Origin of the sequence: Moellerella wisconsensis ATCC 35017 (assembly GCF_001294465.1) — a bacterium.
Classification (GTDB): Bacteria; Pseudomonadota; Gammaproteobacteria; order Enterobacterales; family Enterobacteriaceae; genus Moellerella; species Moellerella wisconsensis.
The window spans coordinates 503,505-525,893 of sequence record NZ_LGAA01000018.1; the positions used below are offsets into that span (position 1 = coordinate 503,505).

The 22,389-nt window shown below is 42.4% G+C and carries 19 protein-coding genes; 12 read left to right on the forward strand and 7 right to left on the reverse strand.

Going from position 1 to position 22,389, the window contains the following annotated elements; all coding sequences use genetic code 11:
• Positions 1–354: 354 nt before the first annotated feature.
• Genes mnmL through hemA form a run of 6 tightly spaced genes read right to left on the reverse strand, consistent with a single transcriptional unit; the run spans position 355 to position 6,200 of the window.
• A complete protein-coding gene (gene mnmL, locus M992_RS10270; RefSeq protein ID WP_053908497.1) occupies positions 355–1,257 on the reverse strand; it encodes a tRNA modification radical SAM protein MnmL/YtqA in 903 nt (300 codons plus the stop codon).
• Positions 1,258–1,265: 8 nt separating this feature from the next.
• A complete protein-coding gene (gene kdsA / locus M992_RS10275) occupies positions 1,266–2,120 on the reverse strand; it encodes a 3-deoxy-8-phosphooctulonate synthase (RefSeq protein WP_053908499.1) in 855 nt (284 codons plus the stop codon).
• A gap of 59 nt (positions 2,121–2,179) precedes the next feature.
• A complete protein-coding gene (locus M992_RS10280; protein WP_053908501.1) occupies positions 2,180–2,989 on the reverse strand; it encodes a transglutaminase family protein in 810 nt (269 codons plus the stop codon).
• Complete coding sequence (prmC, locus tag M992_RS10285) at positions 2,973–3,824, reverse strand: peptide chain release factor N(5)-glutamine methyltransferase (protein WP_053908503.1); 852 nt, start codon at positions 3,822–3,824, stop codon at positions 2,973–2,975. Before prmC ends, M992_RS10280 begins: the two co-directional genes overlap by 17 nt.
• On the reverse strand, positions 3,824–4,906 hold the full coding sequence (gene prfA, locus M992_RS10290) for a peptide chain release factor 1 (RefSeq protein ID WP_047255938.1): 1,083 nt from the start codon (positions 4,904–4,906) through the stop codon (positions 3,824–3,826). The genes prmC and prfA overlap by 1 nt, the downstream gene beginning before the upstream one ends.
• Positions 4,907–4,937: 31 nt before the next feature.
• Positions 4,938–6,200, reverse strand: coding sequence for a glutamyl-tRNA reductase (gene hemA / locus M992_RS10295; protein WP_047255939.1), 1,263 nt, complete (start codon positions 6,198–6,200; stop codon positions 4,938–4,940).
• A 955-nt stretch (positions 6,201–7,155) separates the two neighbouring features.
• Here hemA and lolB point away from each other — a divergent pair.
• The 3 genes from lolB to prs are packed head-to-tail and all read left to right on the forward strand — an operon-like array spanning position 7,156 to position 9,661.
• Positions 7,156–7,785, forward strand: coding sequence for a lipoprotein insertase outer membrane protein LolB (gene lolB / locus M992_RS10300; protein ID WP_390892498.1), 630 nt, complete (start codon positions 7,156–7,158; stop codon positions 7,783–7,785).
• Positions 7,782–8,657 carry a 4-(cytidine 5'-diphospho)-2-C-methyl-D-erythritol kinase gene (gene ispE, locus M992_RS10305; RefSeq protein ID WP_053908505.1) on the forward strand — a complete coding sequence of 292 codons (876 nt, stop codon included), beginning with the start codon at positions 7,782–7,784 and terminating at the stop codon, positions 8,655–8,657. The genes lolB and ispE overlap by 4 nt, the downstream gene beginning before the upstream one ends.
• Before the next feature lie 56 nt (positions 8,658–8,713).
• The gene (gene prs / locus M992_RS10310; RefSeq protein ID WP_047255941.1) at positions 8,714–9,661 is read left to right on the forward strand and encodes a ribose-phosphate diphosphokinase; all 948 of its coding nucleotides are present in this window, start codon (positions 8,714–8,716) and stop codon (positions 9,659–9,661) included.
• Positions 9,662–9,895: 234 nt separating this feature from the next.
• Here the strand turns inward: prs and ychH are convergent, their stop codons facing one another.
• Positions 9,896–10,171, reverse strand: a complete 276-nt coding sequence (gene ychH, locus M992_RS10315) for a stress-induced protein YchH (RefSeq protein ID WP_053908506.1) — start codon at positions 10,169–10,171, stop codon at positions 9,896–9,898.
• A gap of 342 nt (positions 10,172–10,513) precedes the next feature.
• Here ychH and pth point away from each other — a divergent pair, with 342 nt between their 5' ends.
• The 9 genes from pth to M992_RS10360 all read left to right on the forward strand — a co-directional run bounded on the left by pth (position 10,514) and on the right by M992_RS10360 (position 22,371).
• Positions 10,514–11,104 (forward strand): aminoacyl-tRNA hydrolase, encoded by a 591-nt coding sequence (gene pth / locus M992_RS10320; RefSeq protein WP_053908508.1) that lies wholly within the window; start codon positions 10,514–10,516, stop codon positions 11,102–11,104.
• A 201-nt stretch (positions 11,105–11,305) separates the two neighbouring features.
• Positions 11,306–12,397: a redox-regulated ATPase YchF gene (gene ychF, locus M992_RS10325; protein WP_053908509.1), complete on the forward strand. Its 1,092-nt coding sequence runs from the start codon at positions 11,306–11,308 to the stop codon at positions 12,395–12,397.
• Positions 12,398–12,828: 431 nt separating this feature from the next.
• Positions 12,829–15,537, forward strand: coding sequence for a DUF2345 domain-containing protein (locus M992_RS10330; RefSeq protein WP_053908510.1), 2,709 nt, complete (start codon positions 12,829–12,831; stop codon positions 15,535–15,537).
• A gap of 1 nt (position 15,538) precedes the next feature.
• Positions 15,539–17,461 carry a phospholipase D-like domain-containing protein gene (locus M992_RS10335; protein WP_053908511.1) on the forward strand — a complete coding sequence of 641 codons (1,923 nt, stop codon included), beginning with the start codon at positions 15,539–15,541 and terminating at the stop codon, positions 17,459–17,461.
• A gap of 3 nt (positions 17,462–17,464) precedes the next feature.
• Complete coding sequence (locus M992_RS10340) at positions 17,465–18,433, forward strand: SEL1-like repeat protein (RefSeq protein ID WP_053908512.1); 969 nt, start codon at positions 17,465–17,467, stop codon at positions 18,431–18,433.
• Between the two features lie 5 nt (positions 18,434–18,438).
• Positions 18,439–19,437: an SEL1-like repeat protein gene (locus M992_RS10345; protein WP_053908513.1), complete on the forward strand. Its 999-nt coding sequence runs from the start codon at positions 18,439–18,441 to the stop codon at positions 19,435–19,437.
• Between the two features lie 14 nt (positions 19,438–19,451).
• The gene (locus M992_RS10350; RefSeq protein ID WP_248842516.1) at positions 19,452–20,381 is read left to right on the forward strand and encodes an SEL1-like repeat protein; all 930 of its coding nucleotides are present in this window, start codon (positions 19,452–19,454) and stop codon (positions 20,379–20,381) included.
• Positions 20,382–20,383: 2 nt separating this feature from the next.
• Positions 20,384–21,373 carry an SEL1-like repeat protein gene (locus tag M992_RS10355; protein ID WP_072165939.1) on the forward strand — a complete coding sequence of 330 codons (990 nt, stop codon included), beginning with the start codon at positions 20,384–20,386 and terminating at the stop codon, positions 21,371–21,373.
• A gap of 5 nt (positions 21,374–21,378) precedes the next feature.
• Complete coding sequence (locus M992_RS10360; RefSeq protein WP_082335416.1) at positions 21,379–22,371, forward strand: SEL1-like repeat protein; 993 nt, start codon at positions 21,379–21,381, stop codon at positions 22,369–22,371.
• Positions 22,372–22,389 lie beyond the last annotated feature (18 nt).

A 22,389-nucleotide genomic window follows, 5' to 3' on the forward strand; every position in this document is an offset into this window, starting at 1 on the left:
TAATATGATAGCTTCAATTGGCGTCCCTGAACCGTAAGATTGTCTCAGCCACGATCATTTTATCTGTGTAGTATTAAGATTAATATTATCGCCAGCACTGAGGCTGCTATCGAAAGCTAAATTAGCGACATCTGTAGCGATCAGGTTGATATTCTGCCCCGTTTTTAAGCTTAATTGACCATTATTACCGGTAATATAAATATTGGCAGGATCATCAAGCCAAACAAATTATCCCTCGCCACGCTGCGCGATTTCACTGAGAGTATCGCACTCTGCCAATAATTCAATATCGCCTATCTTATTGATTTTATGCTAAGAAAAATGAAAGGTAAGAAAAAAATTGCCTATCAAATATTATAACGCGGAACCTTGAGCACCGTATTGTAATAAATATTGATAAATCGCATTCATTCCTAACCAATGGTTTTCACACCATTGTGGGGCTAATAAGGTCGGCGGTTTAGCACTGGCGGAGATACGATGATAGATAATTTCTGTTGGGGTATGACGGATAATCTCGCCGGCTATTGCAGTGTAGTCTTCAAGGCTCAAGGGGGCTAAACGTCCATTGCGCCAGCTTTTCGCCATAATGCTGCCCTCGACAATATGCAAAGGATGCAGTTTTATGCCATCGGTGCCACATTCAAGTACCCGCTCTAGAGTTTGTAGATTATCTGATGCACTTTCGCCCGGTAAACCGGCGATTAAGTGGGTACATACTTTTAAACCTAATTGACGGGCTAACCGTGTTGTTTGCTGATACGCGGCAAAATCATGGCCGCGATTAATTCGATGCAAGGTCTTATCATTCGCAGTTTGTAATCCCAATTCTAACCAAATTTCATAGCCCTGATCGCGATAATTACACAGCAGATCAATCACCGCTGGCGGTACACAATCGGGACGTGTGCCTACGCTCAAGCCTACAATATCCGCATGCTGTAAGGCTTCTTCATACAGGGTTTTTAAGCTGCAAACTTCGGCGTAGGTATTGGTATAAGCTTGAAAATAAGCTAAATAACGCCGAGCACGGTCAATTCGAGTTATCTGGCCGGCAATTTGTTCACTGATGGTACGAGACGATGCCTTCTCATCGGAAAAAGAAGCAACATTACAAAATGTACAACCTCCTCGCCCGAGAGTGCCGTCACGATTTGGGCAACTAAAGCCAGCGTGGATATTGATTTTATAGATTTTTTCACCATATCGGCGCTGGAGATCAGCGCCGAACATGGTTACAACTTGATTAAGCTGCATGGGCTAAATTAATGTTCGGTATCCAGTTCTGGGAAATTTTTGACTAAATCGTCGATAGCTTTAATTTGTGCCAAGAAAGGCTCAAGTTTAGCTAATGGTAAAGCAGAAGGTCCGTCGCAACGTGCATTATCTGGGTCTGGATGTGCTTCAAGGAATAAACCCGCTAAACCGACCGCCATACCGGCACGTGCCAACTCAGCAACTTGTCCACGACGACCGCCTGATGCTGCCCCAAATGGATCGCGACATTGCAAAGAGTGGGTGACGTCAAAAATAACCGGGCAACCGCCGGATGATTGCATCATAACGTGAAAACCTAACATATCGACCACTAAATTATCGTAGCCAAAATTTGCTCCACGATCGCACAGAATGACCTTTTCATTACCGCCCTCTTTGAATTTATCAACAATATTACCGACTTGTCCTGGGCTGATAAATTGAGGCTTTTTAATATTAATTACCGCATCTGTTTTTGCCATAGCCTCAACTAAATCAGTTTGGCGCGCTAAAAATGCAGGTAATTGAATCACATCCACCACTTCAGCCACAGGCTGTGCCTGATAAGCCTCGTGTACGTCGGTAATGATTTTCACCCCAAATGTCTGTTTTAATTCTTGGAAGATTTTAAGGCCTTCTTCTAAACCTGGACCACGATAAGAGTGAATTGATGAACGGTTAGCTTTATCAAATGACGCCTTAAACACATAAGGAATGCCTAGTTTCTCAGTAATAGTGACATAATGTTCACAGACTTGCATTGCCATATCACGGGATTCGAGAACATTCATTCCGCCAAACAGAACAAACGGCAAATTGTTTGCGACGTTAATATCACCAATACTAACCACTTTCTGTTGCATATTTTTACCTTTATGTCAGGACAAGGATTGTCTTATAAGAATTGCGTAATAAAATTCGATCAGTGCAGTACTACGGGTTGATCGTTTAACGAATAAATCTGAATTTTAATCATTTCAGCAATCGGATCTTCTGGGCAGTGTTCTACAAAATAAGTTAAATCGGGCAATGCCGCATGATCACAATCGAGATGAGCCAGAATTAAGCCGCGATCTCTAATTTCATACGGTTCTTCCGGCTCCAAAAGAAGTAATGTTTCACATACCTTCAGCGCCATTTCCATTTTTTTCTCTTCCATCAGCGCCGCTTTCATGGTGTCGAACAATTGACGAATAATTAATCGATGCTCAGCCTGTTCTAGCGGATAATCAGCCACTTGAACCAACGGTCCCATACTGCCTTTTAACCAATTATTTAATAATGACCGGGTTAAAGTTTCACCATTTTGTGGGTTAATATACCAATCGCTATTATCTTTACGCACCACCAACAAAATAAGTTGAGTCGGGAAAATAACTGGCTTAATGGGTAAATTGAGCTGTTGAGCAATATACAAGAAAATCACGCCTAATGACGCAGGCATGCCCTGTTTCGAATTTAATACGTTGTCTAACCACAATACGTCAGACAACGTATAAATTCCTGAGACACTGCCAAATAGCCCATCGTGATAAAATAGATCGATCAGCTGCTGGATTTTCTGCTCATAATCGGCAGTTGGTGATAAGGATGCTTTAGCTAGCTCAACCAGTTCATCAAGTTGAGTTTGTACCCGAGCGACAGGAAAATCAGCGCGGATCATCTGTGATACCCAAATAATACCTTCACATAAAGATACTGTACTAAATTCTAAATCAGCTATGCTTTTCATCACTCTTCCATTGACCTACAGATACTCTATCGCGGAGACCATAATCCTGACAGGTGGCGATACGGTGATAACCATGCTGGCTAAAAAGCTGTCTTACTTGTTCGCCCTGTTGCCAGCCATGTTCCAGCAGTAACCAACCTTTATTCACCAAATAATCACTCGCATGGTCGATAATCCACGCTAAATCAGATAATCCCTGTAAATCGGCCACTAAGGCAGTTAACGGTTCAAATCGAACATCCCCTTGCTGCAGATGCTCGTCTTCTTTATCGATATACGGAGGATTACTAACAATCATATCAAATTGAGTGGAAGAAAGTGAAGAAAACCAATGACTCTGAATAAATTTCGTGTTCTTAATCTGCAATTGATGTTGATTTAATAATGCCAGTTCAACAGCATCAGGATTAATATCTACACCAACCACTTGATAACCTGGGCGTTCCGATGCAATCGCCAATGCAATTGCTCCAGTTCCTGTCCCTAAATCTAGAATATTGCCGGTACCCTCGGCAGGCAAGCGCATCAATGCCTGTTCAACTAAGCATTCAGTGTCCGGACGAGGGATTAATGTCGCCGGTGAAACTTGCAAAGGTAATGACCAAAACTCGCGTTGACCCACAATATAGGCTATCGGCTCGCCCTGCTGTCGACGCGTCAATAATATCTCAAGTTTAGCCCGTTCATCCGTCGATAGCTGAGTTTCATCAAACGCGACAATAAAGGTTCGGCTACGCCCCGTGGCATAGCCTAACAAAATTTCAGCATCCCGTTTTGGGCTGTCACTGGCGACCAAACGCGCGGTCGCCTGCTGTAACCACTGGCGAAAATCCATTAATCTTGCTCTGATAATGCAGACAGCTGATCAGCTTGGTATTCGTTGATAATCGGCTGAATTAACTCATCAATTTTACCTTCCATCACATCATCTAAGCGATAGATAGTCAGATTAATCCGGTGATCAGTGACTCGTCCCTGTGGGAAGTTATAGGTTCGAATACGGTCTGAACGGTCGCCTGAACCCAATAAATTACGGCGTTCTGAGGCTTCGGCTTCTTGGCGTTTTTGTAATTCTGCTTGGCGAATACGCGCCCCCAGCACAGACATCGCTTTGGCTTTATTTTTATGCTGTGAACGCTCATCCTGACATTCCACCACAATACCGGTCGGTAAATGGGTAATACGAATCGCTGAATCGGTAGTATTAACGTGCTGACCGCCGGCGCCTGATGAACGGAAAGTATCGATACGCAAATCTGCTGGGCTAATTTCAGGTAATTCAGCATCTGGTAATTCTGGCAATACAGCCACAGTACACGCTGAAGTATGAATGCGCCCTTGTGATTCCGTTTCTGGTACCCGTTGAACACGATGTCCGCCAGACTCAAATTTCAACCGACCGTAAACATGATCGCCAGATATTTTGGCCACCACTTCTTTAAATCCACCGTGTTCACCGTCGTTAGCATTCATTAGCTCAATACGCCAGCGTTTAGATTCGGCATAACGGCTGTACATACGGAATAAATCACCGGCAAAAATAGCGGCTTCATCCCCACCTGCGCCGGCTCTAATTTCAATAAAGCAATTGCGTTCATCGTCGGGATCTTTAGGCAGCAGCAATAATTGCAGCTGTTGTTCTAATTCTTCATTACGTGCTTTGGCATCTTTTAATTCTTCTTGAGCCATCTCTTTCATTTCAGGATCATCGAGCAGCATTTCTGCTGTTTCGATATCTTCCTGTACGCCAGTCCACGCTTGGAAACATTTGGCGACATCGCCAAGTTGGGCGTACTCTTTGGATAAGGCACGGAAACGATCTTGATCAGAAATAACACCAGCATCAGACAAGTGCGCTTGAATTTCTTCATAGCGTTCCTGTAATGCTTCCAGTTTCGCGACAATAGAGGGCTTCATTGGTTATATTAGACCTATGATTAAAAAGTGATTATTGATGATCCAGCCCTAGGCTGCCCTTGAGTAGGTTAAGACGCTCCAGATCTCCTTCTCCGGCGGCCTGCTGAAGTGATTTTGTCGGTGCGTGGATCAGACGATTGGTTAACTGTTGAGTTAACTGCTTGATAGTCTGTTCAACATCAGCACCTTGGTGGATAGCGGCTAACGCTTTTTCTGTCATCTGTGCACGAACCTGCTCAGCTTGAGCACGATAATCGCGGATTGTCGATACCGCGGCTTGCGAGCGCAACCAATCCATAAAATGACGGCTTTCTTGAGCCACAATATATTCGGCCTCAATCGCCGCGGCTTTACGGTGCTCTAAATTCTGCTGAATAATTGTTTCTAAATCATCAACAGTATACAGGTACACATCGCGAAGCTTATTGACATCTTGTTCAATATCTCGAGGAACAGCGATATCAATCAATAACATAGGCTTATTACGTCGAGCTTTCATTGCGCGCTCAACCATGCCCTTACCCATAATCGGTAACGGACTGGCGGTCGAACTAATCACAATATCTGCTTCTGATAGACGAGTATCAATATCAGCAAGCGAGATAACATCGGCGTTAACTTCATCGGCTAGAGCTTGAGCACGTTCACGAGTACGGTTAGCGATCATCATCCGTTTTACTCCATGCTCACGCAGATGACGAGCAACTAACTCTATAGTTTCACCGGCTCCCACCAGCAAAATATTTAAGTGATTAAGCGATTCAAAAATCTGGCGTGCTAACGTACAAGCAGCAAATGCTACCGAGACTGCATTGGCGCCAATTTTAGTTTCGGTACGTACACGTTTAGCCACCGAGAAAGATTTTTGAAATAAACGCTCTAAATCACTAGATAGCGCATGGTTATGCTGTGAAAGCGCAAAAGCTTTTTTAACTTGCCCTAAAATCTGTGGCTCGCCGAGCACTAATGAGTCAAGTCCACTAGCGACTCGCATCAAATGACTGACCGCGTCATTACCCTGATGCCAGTAGATACTAGACTTTAGATCGTTGGGCTGAATATTGTGATAGCGACACAACCAGCTAATCAGTTGTTCATGGGCTTTATCTTGAGCTGCAACACTCAAATACAGCTCAGTTCTATTACACGTAGACAGCACAACGCCCCCGCTAACCTCAGGTTGCTGGAGCAGATCATCAAGCGCATGATCAATTTTATCTGGACCGAAGGTGACTTTCTCACGCAACGATACAGGCGCTGTTTTGTGGTTAATACCAAAGGCTAACAGAGTCATAGGATCACTGGCTTCAACGACATAATTTTGATTGCTGGCAACGGAGACAATTGGCTGTAACCTCTCTTATTTCCGTAGCTAATTGTTATATTAACGGATAAAGCCACATTAATAGTCAAAATAGTCAGTAAGTATAATAGCTACAGCCTGTTACTTTATTACTGGTATTACTGGCAATTAATGATGCTTTTTTCGCATATTTATTAATTTTCTATTTTTAATAACTGATTTAAAAGATCAAATTGAGCTTTTATCTTATTAATTAAATTATCCGCTCAAATCTTAGTTTAAGACTTGAGCTTAACATCTTGTCTATGATCTGGCTTTTCTACAATAACAACACAGTAGAGATACTTCGCGTACCGCCACTATTATACAGCATCAGAACTTCGAGATAGCATCAGAACTTCAACACTAACAACAGCCGAATATTTTACACATCTTTATAGCCTATTACACAATTTTTTGTCAGACATATCAGATGACAAGCTCGTATGAAGCTAATTTTATCCGCTATTTTTCATCTATTCTTTTGCCTAAAATGTTTTTTTATCGCGCACGCCAAATTATTTTTGCTAAAAATAGACTGGTAACCTTATCATTCTAACTGGCATTATTCTACTTGATGCCGCCTTGCAATTAAAGGACTGTAACAGCAGCAACCTAGAACTCACGAGTTTGATCACGTAAATCTACGTGAATTTAATCATATTTACTCAAGAACTATTTCGTTAAAAAACTATTTCTCACAACCACTATCGACAGTAACATGCCGATAAAATAATGAACCTAAAACCAGGCATATTAGCTAGCCAATACAGCCAAGTATCTGTAACTTGATATATAATCTTCGGTATATCGCCAATATCAGTCTATAGAGAATATAGGATAATTAATGTCATCTCATTCTGCTCAGACCGCAACTTCCCTAGTCATATCATCGACAATGACCAAAATGCGTCATTTTTCTCGCTTTTGGCGTTTACTGCCACTTGCCAGTGTACTATTAACGGCATGTACCCTCACCGAACAAGCTACCACCCCAGGAACTGGTTCGGTGAACGATCCCCAATGGCAAACACATCAGCAACAATTGAGCCACTTATCGCAATATCAAACGCGCGGCTCTTTTGCGTATATTAGCCCAGAGAATAAAACCTACGCCAAGTTTTTCTGGCAGCAATATACCCCACAAAATTATCGTTTAATGCTCACCAATCCAATTGGTACTCGAGAATTAGAATTGGCAGTTGAGCCTGATTTAGCCACATTGACCACCAAAGACGGTAAAACACATTTGAGCGATGTACCGTCAGAATTAATTTATCAGCTAACCGGTATGGAAATTCCGATTAATGACCTCACGCCTTGGCTGATTGGTTTACCTGGCCGTGCAACCCACTATACGTTAGATGAAAATCACCTGCTCAAATCAATCACTTTTACCCAAAATGGGGTCACTTGGCAGTTAGATTATTTAGCGTATGATACCCAAACTCAGCCAAGTTTGCCGAGCCGACTAGAGCTAAGCCAAGGCGAACAGCGTATTAAATTGAAAATGGATAGTTGGACACTAAACAAATGACGTTAACTTGGCCTTCCCCGGCAAAACTTAATTTATTTTTGTATATCACGGGCCGCCGTGCAGACGGCTATCATGAATTACAAACGCTATTTCAGTTTCTTGATTACGGTGATGAGATTACCGTAACCCCACGTCAAGATAATCAATTGCGGTTATTAACCGATATGCCTGGCGTCGAGCCGCGCAATAACTTGATTTTGAAAGCGGCCTATGCATTACAAAATTATTGCCAACAGCATTGCTCACAACAGGCGCCTTTTGGCGCAGATATCGCGATAAAGAAAATTCTGCCAATGGGCGGGGGTATTGGTGGCGGCTCATCAAATGCCGCAACAATATTAATTGCGCTTAATTATCACTGGCAAACGGGGATCTCAGATGAGACACTGGCGGAGCTCGGTGCAGCATTAGGGGCAGATGTCCCGGTATTTGTTAAAGGCCATGCAGCGTTCGCCGAAGGAATTGGTGAAATATTAACCCCTGCTGATCCCGAAGAGAAATGGTATTTGGTCGCACATCCCGGAATTGAGATCCCAACCCCGACAATCTTCACAGATCCAAAATTAAATCGAAATTCTCCAAAACGCTGTTTAGCCGCATTATTACTGGCTCCGTACGCAAATGATTGCGAACCGATCGCAAGAAAACGTTTTCGTGAGGTTGAACAGCTCGTTTCATGGCTGTTAGAATATGCTCCGTCTCGCCTGACTGGAACTGGCGCTTGTGTTTTTTCTGAGTTTAAAACACAAGCTGAAGCCATTAAGGTGTATAATGAAGCCCCATCGTGGGTGCAGGGGTTTATTGCCCGAGGGGTTAATGAATCACCATTGCACAGATTCCGCGCTGGGATAACCCGTGTATTGAACCAATAAGCCTTGGCTAAGTTGGTCAACAATATCTCTCTGGACGCAAGCCTGAGGTTTTTCTCGTGCCCGATATGAAGCTTTTTGCTGGTAACGCTACACCGGAACTAGCACAACGTGTTGCAAACCGCCTTTATACTAATCTTGGAGACGCGGCTGTCGGTCGTTTTAGCGACGGTGAAGTCAGTGTTCAAATTAATGAAAATGTTCGCGGTGGTGATATTTTTATCATTCAGTCAACCTGTGCACCAACTAACGACAATTTGATGGAACTTGTTGTTATGGTTGATGCATTGCGCCGTGCATCTGCTGGTCGTATTACCGCTGTTATCCCTTACTTCGGTTATGCAAGACAGGATCGTCGCGTACGTTCTGCCCGTGTACCAATCACCGCTAAAGTTGTTGCCGATTTCTTATCCAGCGTTGGTGTTGACCGTGTTTTAACCGTTGACCTACATGCTGAACAAATTCAGGGATTCTTTGATGTACCTGTAGATAACGTATTCGGTAGCCCAATCTTGCTGGAAGATATGCTCCAGAAAAATCTGGAAAACCCTATCGTTGTTTCCCCTGATATTGGTGGTGTTGTTCGCGCTCGTGCAATCGCTAAACTGCTAAACGATACTGATATGGCTATCATTGATAAACGCCGCCCTCGCGCAAACGTTTCTCAAGTTATGCATATTATCGGTGACGTTTCAGGCCGTGACTGCATTTTAGTAGATGACATGATAGACACCGGTGGCACGCTGTGTAAAGCAGCTGAAGCATTGAAAGAACGTGGTGCTAAACGTGTATTTGCTTACGCAACTCACCCTATTTTCTCTGGTAATGCTGTTGAGAACATTAAAAACTCAGTGATCGATGAAGTGATTGTCTGTGACACCATTCCTCTTTCTCCTGAAATAAAAGCACTAAACAAAGTTCGTACATTGACTCTTTCGGGTATGTTAGCTGAGGCCATTCGCCGCATCAGCAATGAAGAGTCAATCTCAGCGATGTTTGAGCACTAAGAACTGACACTCTAGCGCAGGTCATCTCGCGCAAGTGTCGCTAAGTTCAGCTGTCTAATACGAGGTTTTTATCGTAAATTATGGGCAGAGTGTTAATTGCGTGAGAATGCCCAATAAAAAACCGCTAAGTCATGACTTAGCGGTTTTTTATTGTCTACCTCTCAACGCATACATCGGCTCACTAAAGCGCGTTCAATGGACATAATTGTCTAAAACGTATAACATAAATTATATTTATAAATAGCGATGTTTATCGCGGCGATACTTATCATCATGATTTTTTAACCACCAATAACGATCACTTACTGTTTCTCGCCCACCGATTTTAGCGCCAAGTAACCACACCATCGCGCCAATAAATAAACCAAATAATGAGCCGTTAGTAATTAATTCAGACCAACCCATATCAAATACATGTGAGGCTAAATTTACGGCGATACTGCCTATCATCGCCACTAAACCACAGCCCATAAGTAAATTACCTAATATAGATGCTGTTTTACGTTTCATACTTCACCTCTTGCCCATCAGCCTAAAGGAAAATTTAACGCCATATTTAATGCCATGTTTAACGTAATAGTTAAAAATAATCTTTTATCTGATTACATTATAACCACAAAATAAATAAGGTTTGCGATGGTGCTCACAAGCAATAAATTTTCAATGCTATATTTGGTCTATTTGTGATACTAAAGCATCATTATTATCAAACTATTCAGCCAAAAATGATTTTCCCAGTAACTATCTTCCTCCCAATATTCCGCCACTAGATGACAGCTATTTTGAACTTCGCTCTAATGCGAGGTAAACTAGAGTTAACGCCCACAACTGCAAAATAGTGATTTAATTACAGTGAGTAACATAAAACTAATTGTCGGGTTAGCTAACCCCGGTGCAGAATATGCGCAAACTCGCCACAATGCTGGCGCATGGTATGTAGATCAACTGGCTGCACGCCATAATCAGCGCTTAAAAGAAGAGAGTAAATTTTTTGGCTATACTGCACGTATCAACCTGTGCGGCCAAGATGTGCGTTTACTGGTTCCCACCACTTTTATGAACTTAAGCGGCAAATCAGTATTAGCGATGGCCAATTTTTATCGCGTTAATCCCGATGAAATTTTAGTTGCCCATGACGAACTCGATTTACCGCCGGGAGTGGCCAAAATGAAATTGGCGGGCAGTAATGGTGGCCATAACGGCTTAAAAGATATTCAGAATAAATTTGGCAACAATCCTAACTTTTATCGCTTACGCATTGGTATTGGCCATCCTGGGGATAAAAACAAAGTGGTTGGTTTTGTATTAGGCAAGCCCCCTGCCTCCGAGCAAACATTAATTGACGATGCGATTGATGAGGCTATACGTTGTACCGACATTCTATTACAGGATGGAATAGATAAAGCCATTAATCGCTTACATAGCTTTAAAGCAGGTGCATAGTAAACCCGCGTATAAAACGCCCTGAACATGAGTACAATCCGTTAACCGACTGAATATTCTACATCTAGCGGCTCAAAAAGATCGGTATTCGAGAATAGCGAATTTTTGTGTATAATCAGCCCCAATTTGCAGTACGAAGAGTTTAAACATAACCACGGGCAGAAAACTCTGCCCTCTCTATTTTTCTAAGGTGACAAACTTATGGGATTTAAATGCGGTATCGTTGGTCTGCCTAATGTGGGTAAATCCACGCTGTTTAATGCGTTGACCAAAGCCGGCATCGAAGCAGCCAACTTCCCTTTCTGTACTATCGAACCGAATACAGGCGTGGTGCCAATGCCTGATCCTCGTCTTGATCAGTTAGCTGAAATTGTTAATCCACAGCGTGTATTACCGACGACGATGGAGTTTGTCGATATTGCAGGTTTAGTTAAAGGCGCCTCTAAAGGTGAAGGTTTAGGTAACCAGTTCCTGACCAACATCCGTGAAACCGAAGCTATCGGCCACGTTGTGCGTTGTTTTGAAAATGACAATATCATTCACGTTGCTGGCCATGTTGATCCCGCTGATGATATTGAAGTTATCAATACTGAACTGGCATTAGCCGATTTAGATACTTGTGAACGCGCAATTCACCGCGTACAAAAACGAGCTAAAGGCGGCGATAAAGACGCCAAAGCCGAATTAGAAGCATTAGAAAAATGTTTACCACATTTAGAAAATGCCGGCATGTTACGTACATTAGGTTTAAGCGATGAAGATAAAGCGGCTATCCGCTATCTGAGTTTCTTAACCTTAAAACCAACCATGTACATCGCTAACGTCAATGAAGATGGTTTTGAAAATAACCCTTATCTTGATACCGTGCGCGCTATTGCCGCTTCTGAAGGCTCAGTTGTAGTTCCCGTCTGTGCTGCGGTTGAATCGGATATTGCCGAGTTAGACGATGCCGACCGCGATGAATTCATGGCTGAGTTAGGTATTGAAGAACCGGGATTAAACCGTGTTATCCGTGCCGGTTATGAGCTGTTAAACTTACAAACCTACTTTACCGCGGGTGTTAAAGAAGTGCGTGCGTGGACCATTCCTGTCGGTGCAACAGCCCCACAAGCAGCAGGAAAAATCCACACCGATTTCGAGAAAGGCTTTATCCGCGCTCAAACTATCGCATTTGATGATTTTATCAAATACCGCGGTGAACAAGGTGCAAAAGAAGCCGGCAGAATGCGTGCCGAAGGTAAAGAATATATTGTCCAAGACGGCGACGTTCTGAACTTTTTATTTAACGTGTAGCCTATCGTTTAGTTTCGCGTTACCTCAGCAAATATCATACCCAAAAAACAGCATGAGATTGGCCTATTTTCATGCTGTTTTTTGTCTCACTGGGTATCATAAAATTTCACTATTTCACTATTTCACTATTTCACTATTTCACTATTTCACTATCGCTGATGTCGCTGATGTCGCTGAGCGGTCAATAAACCAATTACTACCCTCTCATTTTATTAAAATATAACAGTTTATAAAACATCATAAGCACATCACCTCGTCCAGATAAATATCTTTTATATCCTGTTCACAAAATCAATATAACGATAAATTTGTTTTTATTAGCCATAATCTGTTAACTTAAGGCAAATAGTTTAATATTGACGTGGGTAATCTGACACATAGCACATGCGTTTTATTTCCGGTTGCCACGAATTACCTGAAAGGAAAACGACATGAGCTTATTCGAAACTGTCACCAAACCGCTTCAATCCCATAACCGTTATCAACTGGCTATTCAAGACTGCCATACGCGATTAGATGTTGAGTCTTTCATCGGGCGAGAAGCGATTAGTGAAACCTATCGTTATCAAATTACCTTTACGTCCCCAGACAAAAACCTGCAAGCGCAACACTTTCTTCGCCGCACCGCCCATTTTACCTTTTCATCACCGACCACCCCATTAGCCGCCTTAAGTACATTAAATGAGCCTCAAAAACGTATTCATGGCGTAATAACTCACTTTAAACGGCGATCAGGCTCTGCCGATGAAGCCCAGTACCAAATTGTCATCGAACCGTTTGTTTCGCTATTACGCCATCAAATGCGCTCACATCGATTTTTCCTCAATCAATCCGTACCCGAAGTGATTGAGCTTATCTTACGTGAACACCAAATTCAGGGCTGGGAATTTGAGTTTCATTTACAGCACAAATATCCCAAGCGGGAGCAAATTAACCAAATTAATGAAAGTGATTGGCAATTTATTGAGCGCTTATTGAGTGAAATGGGGATTTTCTATTCCTTTAGTCTTCAAGCTGACACAAAGACCGAGATTATTCATTTTGGGGATAGCCAACGTGCCTATGTGTATGACCTGCAATTACCACTAAATAGCCCCTCCGGCATGAATGACAATGGCGTAGAGAGTGTCTGGGGGCTGTCATTACGTCACCAAGTGGTTGAGCGAAGTGTCACCACCAAAGATTATAACCATCGCCAAGCCATGCAAATTTTACAGTCTATTGAAACAGATATGACCCGAGGCGATAGCGATGATATTAACTACGGGGATGTGTACCATTATCAGGCCCGCCACCTTGAACGCGGCGATAAATACCAACCCGAAGTGGAGTCTGCGCACTTTTGGGCACGCTTAGATCATGAGCGTTTTCTGGCAAGTCAAACAATGCTACGAGGCAAAAGTAATTCACCTGCCCTGACGCCGTTAATGATCCTCAAAATTACTGATAGCCAATTACCGTCAACGTTACCTACCGATTTTCAATCCGAAATATTGATCACACGTTTGCGTTTTTCAGGCAGTCGCAGCAATGCATTAGTGATTCAATTTGATGCTGCGCCATATACGGAAGTGTTGTGTTGGCGACCCACGTTAAAGCCTCGCCCAGTAATTGCAGGGACGTTGATGGCGCGTATTACCAGTGTCAAAACCAACGATATCTACGCTCATCAAAATGAACATGGGTTTTATTGGGTCAAATTTGACTCAGACCGAGATGAGAAGCCGACAGGTTATGAAAGTATGCCGGTACGGCTGGCTAAACCGTATGCGGGTGATACCTACGGCATCCACTTTCCGTTAATCCAAGGCGCGGAAGTAGCGATTGCCTTCCATGAAGGCGATCCAGATAGGCCATACATTGCCCATGCGTTACATGACTCCTACCGACCTGATCACATCACTGACAAAAATAATACCCGTAATGTCATTCGTACCCCAACCAATAATAAGCTGCGTATGGAAGATAAACGCGGCGAAGAACACATCAAGCTCAGTACCGAATACGGGGGAAAATCCCAACTCAATTTAGGGCATTTAGTTAATCAAGGGCGTGAAAAACGCGGTGACGGCTTTGAACTCCGTACAGACAGTTGGGGCGCCATCCGTGCGGGTAAAGGGCTGTTTATCAGTACCGATTTACGTACACAAGCCGCTTCTGAACAATTGGATATGCGCGAAGCCAAACAACAGCTTGATGATGCGCTGAATTTAGTCAGTTCGCTACGCGAAACGGCGGAGGTGGCAAAAGCGGAGCTTGCCGATTTAAATGCCCAACAAACACTATTGACCCAATCGATTCACGAGCTACAACAAGCCGCAATGTTACTCAGCGCTCCCGCAGGGATAGCACTGACATCGCCAAAAACCGTACAGGCTAACAGCGGCGAAAACATCACCCTGACTGCCAATAAACAGGCGGATATCTCGGTGGGTAAAAAAATCACCTTGGCGGCGGGCAAAGCCATCAGCTTGTTTGCTCAGAGTTTGGGTATCAAAGCCTTTGCCGCGAAAGGCAAGGTGGAAATCCAAGCACAAAGCGATGAAATGCACCTCACCTCACTCAAGGATATGACCGTCACCAGTACCGGCGGGAAAACCGTTGTCGCCGCTAAAGATGAATTATTGCTAACATGTGGGGGGGCTTATATTCGTTTAAAAGGCGGGCAGATAGAGTACGGCAGCCCCAATAATCAAACCGTCAAAGCCTCTAACTGGGTGGTTGAGGGAGGCGCGTCGATGGATGTCACCCATCCGCAATTTCCGCAATCGATACCAAAACAAACCTTGCGCTTTCAACTGAGCTCCTCTCCGCAAAGCCCGATGAAGGCGCGTGCATTTGAGCCGTATGAGCTGTATGCCAATGGAGCACTGATTTTAAAAGGTATGAGTGATGCGCAAGGTAATGTCCAAATTGACCATGATATTCCCACAGATAGCTATCAACTATACCTACTCAGTGGCGATCGTTATGACATTACAGTGCCACCACCTGCTGAAGATGATGACAGTAACAAGCCTACAGTCAATATTGGATTTAGACCAAGCGCACCTAGCCAAGAGCGTGAAAATGCACGTATTGGCGATGCATGGGGTCAAAACCTTTCAGAGTTTTTAACCGCATTCAAAAAGGATAAGTAATATGTCTGGAGGTAATTGGAGTCAATTCCCGCTAGGAGTTCAACTCCCAACATCAGCAACGCCACCGACGATTGATATACCAGTATCAAGTTGCATGGTGGCACATATGACGCCAAGCTGGATACCTGAACGCACGAAATACCCCATGAGTTTATTTACCTATGCACCATTAATTAATGGACAACAAACCTTTGCCGCAGTTGCGGAAGCCATTCGAAAATCGAAAAAAAGTATTGATATTATTACATGGGGCTTTCAACCCTCTATGTATTTTGAACGTAGTTCGGATGCCCGAGAAGGTCAATATCCGATGATTGGCGAGTTGTTAGAGCAAAAGGCCAATGAAGGTGTGCAAGTGCGTGTACTTGTGTGGTTTGATCATGTGGGAAAACATTTTGAGAAAAGCTTTCCCGGTTGGGGGAAACAAGTGATATCGCCATCCCAACTCAATGATTTTCTTGTCTTTGGTGCAAAGCTCGATTATCAAACCCAAAAACAATATCAGTTTGATATCGCTTGGAACCGTAAAGTTCATATGGGCCTTGTCAAAAACTTGTCAGTACGGACTCGTGATATTGCAATGAGTATACCTGATTCGCGATTAAAAGATGTTACGGCGCGAACCAATCATCAATTTTCGAGTCAAGAAACTGAGTTAAGTGCTCGCTGGGCAGCGTTAGCAGCAGGCTCTACACACCACCAAAAAGCAGTTTTGATTGATTATGAAGAGCCTGAAAATGCGATTGGGTTTGTGATGGGGCACAATATGCATTCTGAGTATTGGGATCAAGACGTACATTCAATTGAACGTTATAAGGAACAATCTTGGCTCGGTCGAGATGGCCCAACGGCTTGGCAAGATACTTCAAACTGTGTATATGGCGAGCTACTGTATGATTTAAATGATAACTTTGTTACAGCATGGAAAAAAACAGACGGATTCTTTGCCCGTAAAAATGAGGATGTAGAACAACTTGCACAGAGAAAAAGTCGTTCACGATGTGACTATATCCCGACACCTGAGCATATCAAAAAACTCAACGCCCATTACACCTTTTTAGCGAATAATCCTTTAGTTCCTACGGGGGGAAAAATTTGCCGTACCCAGCCACAACACGATGAATACGATATATTAAAAGCCTATGATCATGGTGTTAAACATGCCCGTAACTACATCTATTTTGAAAACCAATATTTTCGTTTGTCATCTATCGCGACCAATTTACGGGATATGGTTGAAGAACGAAACCGACGTTTTTTACAAGCGGCTGAAACTGACAGCAAATTACAAGGCATTAAACCACCTCCGTTCTATCTTTTTGTTGTCACTAATTCAACGGAAAAACCCTCTGTCGGGAGTTCGAATGAGGTAGGCGGCTATCAAACTTATAAGATGCTAGAACAACTTGGTCGTCGAGATTTAATGAAAGAGCACGTTTACGAGCAATCGTACAAACCTAAGTCGGGTTATTGGGGGGTCTATATCCCTGATGAAAACATCAAAAGCCCTGATGACATCCAGCCTGAAAAAATTGAGGGGCTAGAAACAATGATCTGTACCCTTGTCTCCCCTGATTCGGATAGATGGCAGCAAGTGTATGTACACAGTAAATTAACTTTAGTCGATGATACCTTTTTAATTCAAGGCTCTGCCAATATTAATTTACGCAGCATGGCATTCGACAGTGAAATCGCCGTGATATTGCAAGATACCGATGATTTTCCAATTGTGAAGCCGTTAAGGGAAAAGTTATGGGGATTGCATAAGAGGACGGGGAGTGTTTCAAGTAATTTGGCACTTGAGTTCAAACAATGGACTCAAATTATAGATAAAAATAAGTTGAATAAAAGTAGAAAATTATTGCCTGTTAGCTCTTTAATTCCCTTTGAGGATAAAACAATTAGTTTAAAAAATGCGGACTAACTAATGAGTATAGAAATAAAAGTCACATTATTAATTGGCTTGATTTTACTGACAGCTTGTAAACCCATTGATAAAAAGGACACCATTGTGACTCAAAAAACAGAACCCGATTTAGCCTTCACTTGTGTGTATGAAAAAGACACGCTACCACCCGTTGATCCTGAAGCGGATATCTGGTTTAAACAAGCCCGTGAACTTGAAAAAGTGAATAAATACCAACGGGATTATAAGCAAATTGGAGAGCTATATCGCAAAGCCGCAGAGCGAAATCACCCCAAGGCCATGCTTAACTTAAGTAACTTAATCAGTTATGGAAAAGTCCCCCCAGTTGAAGGCAAAGGTCCAGCACAAGAGGTCTGGGATATTATCCGAAAAATGGCTAAATTAAACATCAGTTATGGTTATTACCAAATGGGACATTATCTCGATACGGGTTATGGCGTAGCTGCTGATCGTACAAAAGCGTTAGCATATTTTCGTCAAGCCGCAGATTTAGGTAGCCCTGAGGCTCAATTTGTCATTGGTGATATCTTCCTTTCAAAAAGGCTAGACAATATGCAAGACAATCCAGCTTTTTTCCCTGAAATTGGCAAAAAAATGCTAGATTGTGCCGTACAGCAACAACATGGAAAGGCTGCATATTATTTAGCAACATACTATTTAGATGTAGATAAGGAGTTCGACAATGGAATGAAATATCATCAGTTAGCTGTAAGAAATGGTTATCGAGCATCAGCTTCGGCATTAGCTGAAGGTTTTAAGCCTAACGTAAAGGAAAACTCGATGTATTATATTCCTATTAAACCAGATCTCGATCGCTCCGCCCGTTATGAATCAATAGTCAAAGAAATTGACGCCTCTGACGAAACAGCCAAGTTCCCCGATATCGATAAAATCGTTCCTCTTCCACCAGCTGAACTCCCTGAATGGGATGGTACGTTCGAGTATAAAAAACAGGCCGAGGGACAGTGACGGTAATGAATCTCTCCTTTTTATCACATAATCAATTAGTTGCTCATCACATCTTTAAATATAGCGTGTTGATTTTTAGCTCATTGATATTGAGTGCTTGTAATCCTACTGATAAAAAGGAAGTGCTCGCGAATCAAAAAACAGAACCCGATTTAACTTTCACCTGCGTGTATGAAAAAGACACATTACCTCCCGTTGATCCGGAAGCGGATATTTGGTTTAAGCAAGCCCGTGAGCTTGAGAAAATTAATAAATATCAACGTGATTATGCCAAAATTGGCGAGCTTTACCGCAAAGCGGCAGAGCGTAATCATCCTAAAGCTATGCTTAATTTAAGTAATTTAATCAGTTACGGTAAGGTGCCACCGATTGAGGGAAAAGGTTCAGCTCAAGAGGTTTGGGATATTATCCAAAAAATGGCTAAATTAAACATCAGCTATGGTTATTACCAAATGGGGCATTATCTAGACACGGGTTATGGTGTCGTCGCTGATCGTACTAAAGCTTTAGCGTATTTTCGTCAAGCAGCAGATTTAGGTAGCCCCGAAGCCCAAAATGTGGTTGGTAATATCTTCATTTCTAAACGTTTATCAGATAAGGACAATCCGGCTTATCGCCCTGATATTGGGAAAAAAATGTTAGACTGTTCAGCAAATCAAGGCAACGGTGAAGCGGCATATAATTTAGCTTTTTACTTACATACTGTTGATAAAAATTTTGATGACGCACTAACAAATTATCAACGATCCATCAAAAATGGATTCCGAAGGGCTGCCTCAAAACTTAATCAAGCATTTGAGCCTAATACCACACCCCAAAATTACTATTATCTCGCAGTTAAACCTGATCCAGAACGCTCAGCTCGCTATGCGGCTATAGTCAAAGAAATTGACGCATCTGACGAAACAGCCAAATTCCCCGATATTAATAAAATCGTACCCCTCCCCCCTGCTGAATTACCGGAATGGGATGGCACCTTTGAATATAAGAAAGCACCACAATAATGGGGATAGGCAAAGTGAAGTATTGGCGAGCATTGAGTGGAATAATGATAGCGATATGGCTATCAGGCTGCTCTGCCAATAGCAAAATAAATAACCAGTTAAAAAACTTCCAATTTACCTGCGTGCAAGAAAAAGACCGCTTTCCACCTTTCGACCCTGAAGCGGATGTGTGGTTTAAGGAAGCGCGGAATTTAGAAAAACAAAAAGGCAAAAAAGATTATGTGAAAATCGGTTCACTGTATCGCCAAGCGGCAATGAAAAACCACTATAAAGCCATAGGTAATCTACAGGCTTTATTGGCGCAAGGTAAAGTTACACCATCACAAGGTCAATTCCGCCAACAGGAAGTAATTGACCTTGTCGAACGCTTAATCAAAATGGATATCCCGTTTGGCTATTTCATTATGGGCACTTACTTGCAACAAGGGTACGGCGTCGAGCAAGACTCCGAAGCGGCATTCCGCTATATGCTTAAAGCCGCCGTGATGGGTAATCCAGATGGACAATATGTGATTGGGCTACGTTTTATGGATGCCACTAAACCACAATCCTATCGGTTGGATTTAGGCCAAGCCATGTTGGCATGCTCTGCCGAGCAGGGGTATGCTAAAGCAGCTTATACCCTAGGCGTTAGCTATAAAAATAAAGGCAATTATTCACAGGCACTTTATTTTTTTCAAAAGTCCGCTGAATACAGCCATGAAATAGGAGCCTATAAATTAGCAAGTATCTTTAGTACCAATGATCCAAATAATGAAATTGATTATACAGGTCAAAAAATCGACTCCGAGCGAGTTAGACGTTATAAGCTGATTGAGCAAGAGTTGAGTAAGAATCCCTACGCCAAATTCCCCGATATCGATAAAATTGTTCCGCTCCCGCCTGCTGAATTACCGGAATGGGATGGCACGTTTGAATATAAAAAACAGGCAGAGGGGCAGTAGCCATGACCTTTTCCTTTTTATCCTCTAACCATCTAGCCAGTCAATATGCTGTTGTCGTATTAGGCTTGCTATTGATGGGGTGTAAACCCATCGATAAAAAGGACGTCACTGTGACTCAAAAAACTGAACCCGATTTAACCTTCACCTGCGTGTATGAAAAAGACACATTACCTCCCGTTGATCCGGAAGCGGATATTTGGTTTAAACAAGCTCGTGAACTTGAAAAAGTCAATAAATATCAAAGAGATTATACGCAAATTGGTGTTCTATACCGTAAAGCCGCAGAGCGTAATCACCCTAAAGCCATGCTTAATTTAAGTAATTTAATCAGTTACGGTAAGGTGCCACCGATTGAGGGAAAAGGTTCAGCTCAAGAGGTTTGGGATATTATCCAAAAAATGGCTAAATTAAACATCAGTTATGGTTATTACCAAATGGGGCATTATCTAGACACGGGTTATGGTGTAGCTGCTGATAGAACGAAAGCGTTAGCTTATTTTAGGCAGGCTGCCGATTTAGGCAGCCCAGAAGGACAATATGTTATTGGTGATATTTTTCTAGCTCAACGTTTATCAGATAAAGACAATCCTGCCTATCAACCTGAAATTGGAAAAAAAATGCTTGCTTGTGCTGCTCAACAAGGTAATAAAGAAGCTGCATTTACAGCAGCGATGTTTTATAAGAGCGTGGAAAAAAACTTTGACATAGCATTAGAGTTTTTTCAATTAGCATCGGAAAATGGACATAGAATCTCAGCTTCAATACTCATTGATACATTTAAAATAGGCACAACACCAAAAGACTATTATTACCTAGCAGTTAAACCAGACCCAGAACGCTCAGCCCGTTATGAAGCAATTGTCAAAGAAATTGACGCCTCTGACGAAACAGCCAAGTTCCCCGATATCAATAAAATCGTTCCTCTTCCCCCTGCCGAACTCCCTGAATGGGATGGTACGTTCGAGTATAAAAAACAGGCCGAGGGACAGTGACGGTAATGAATCTCTCCTTTTTATCACATAATCAATTAGTTGCTCATCACATCTTTAAATATAGCGTGTTGATTTTTAGCTCATTGATATTGAGTGCTTGTAATCCTACTGATAAAAAGGAAGTGCTCGCGAATCAAAAAACTGAACCCGATTTAACCTTCACCTGCGTGTATGAAAAAGACACATTACCTCCCGTTGATCCGGAAGCGGATATTTGGTTTAAACAAGCTCGTGAACTTGAAAAAGTCAATAAATATCAAAGAGATTATACGCAAATTGGTGTTCTATACCGTAAAGCCGCGGAGCGTAATCACCCCAAGGCCATGTTGAATCTCAGTAACTTAATCAGTTATGGAAAAGTCCCCCCGATTGAAGGTAAAGGCCCTGCCCAAGAGGTCTGGGATATTATCCGAAAAATGGCTAAATTAAACATCAGTTATGGTTATTACCAAATGGGACATTATCTTGATACAGGCTATGGTGTTGTAGCCGACCGCACAAAAGCCTTAGCCTATTTTCGCCAAGCAGCGGATTTAGGCAGTCCTGAGGCACAAAGTGTGATTGGTGACATTCTAATATCTATGCGATTGTCCGATAAAGACAATCCGGCTTATCGCCCTGAAATTGGTAAGAAAATGCTCGAATGTGCGGCTAATCAAGGAAACGGAGAAGCTGCATATAATCTTGCTTTTTACTTACGAGTTGTTGATCAAAATTTTAATAGTGCTTTAAAGTATTATCAACTATCAACGAAAAATGGGTATCGACATGCAGCAGCAACTTTAACTGGTGCTTTTGATCCAAAGACAGCATTAGAACGTGTTTATTATCTCAATGTAAAGCCTAATAAAGAACGTTCATTACGTTATTATGCAATAGTCAAAGAAATGGATGCCTCTGATGAAACAGCTAAATTCCCCGATATTGATAAAATCGTACCGCTACCCCCCGCCGAACTCCCTGAATGGGATGGCACGTTTGAATATAAGAAACCATAGATTAAACCATAAAAGGAT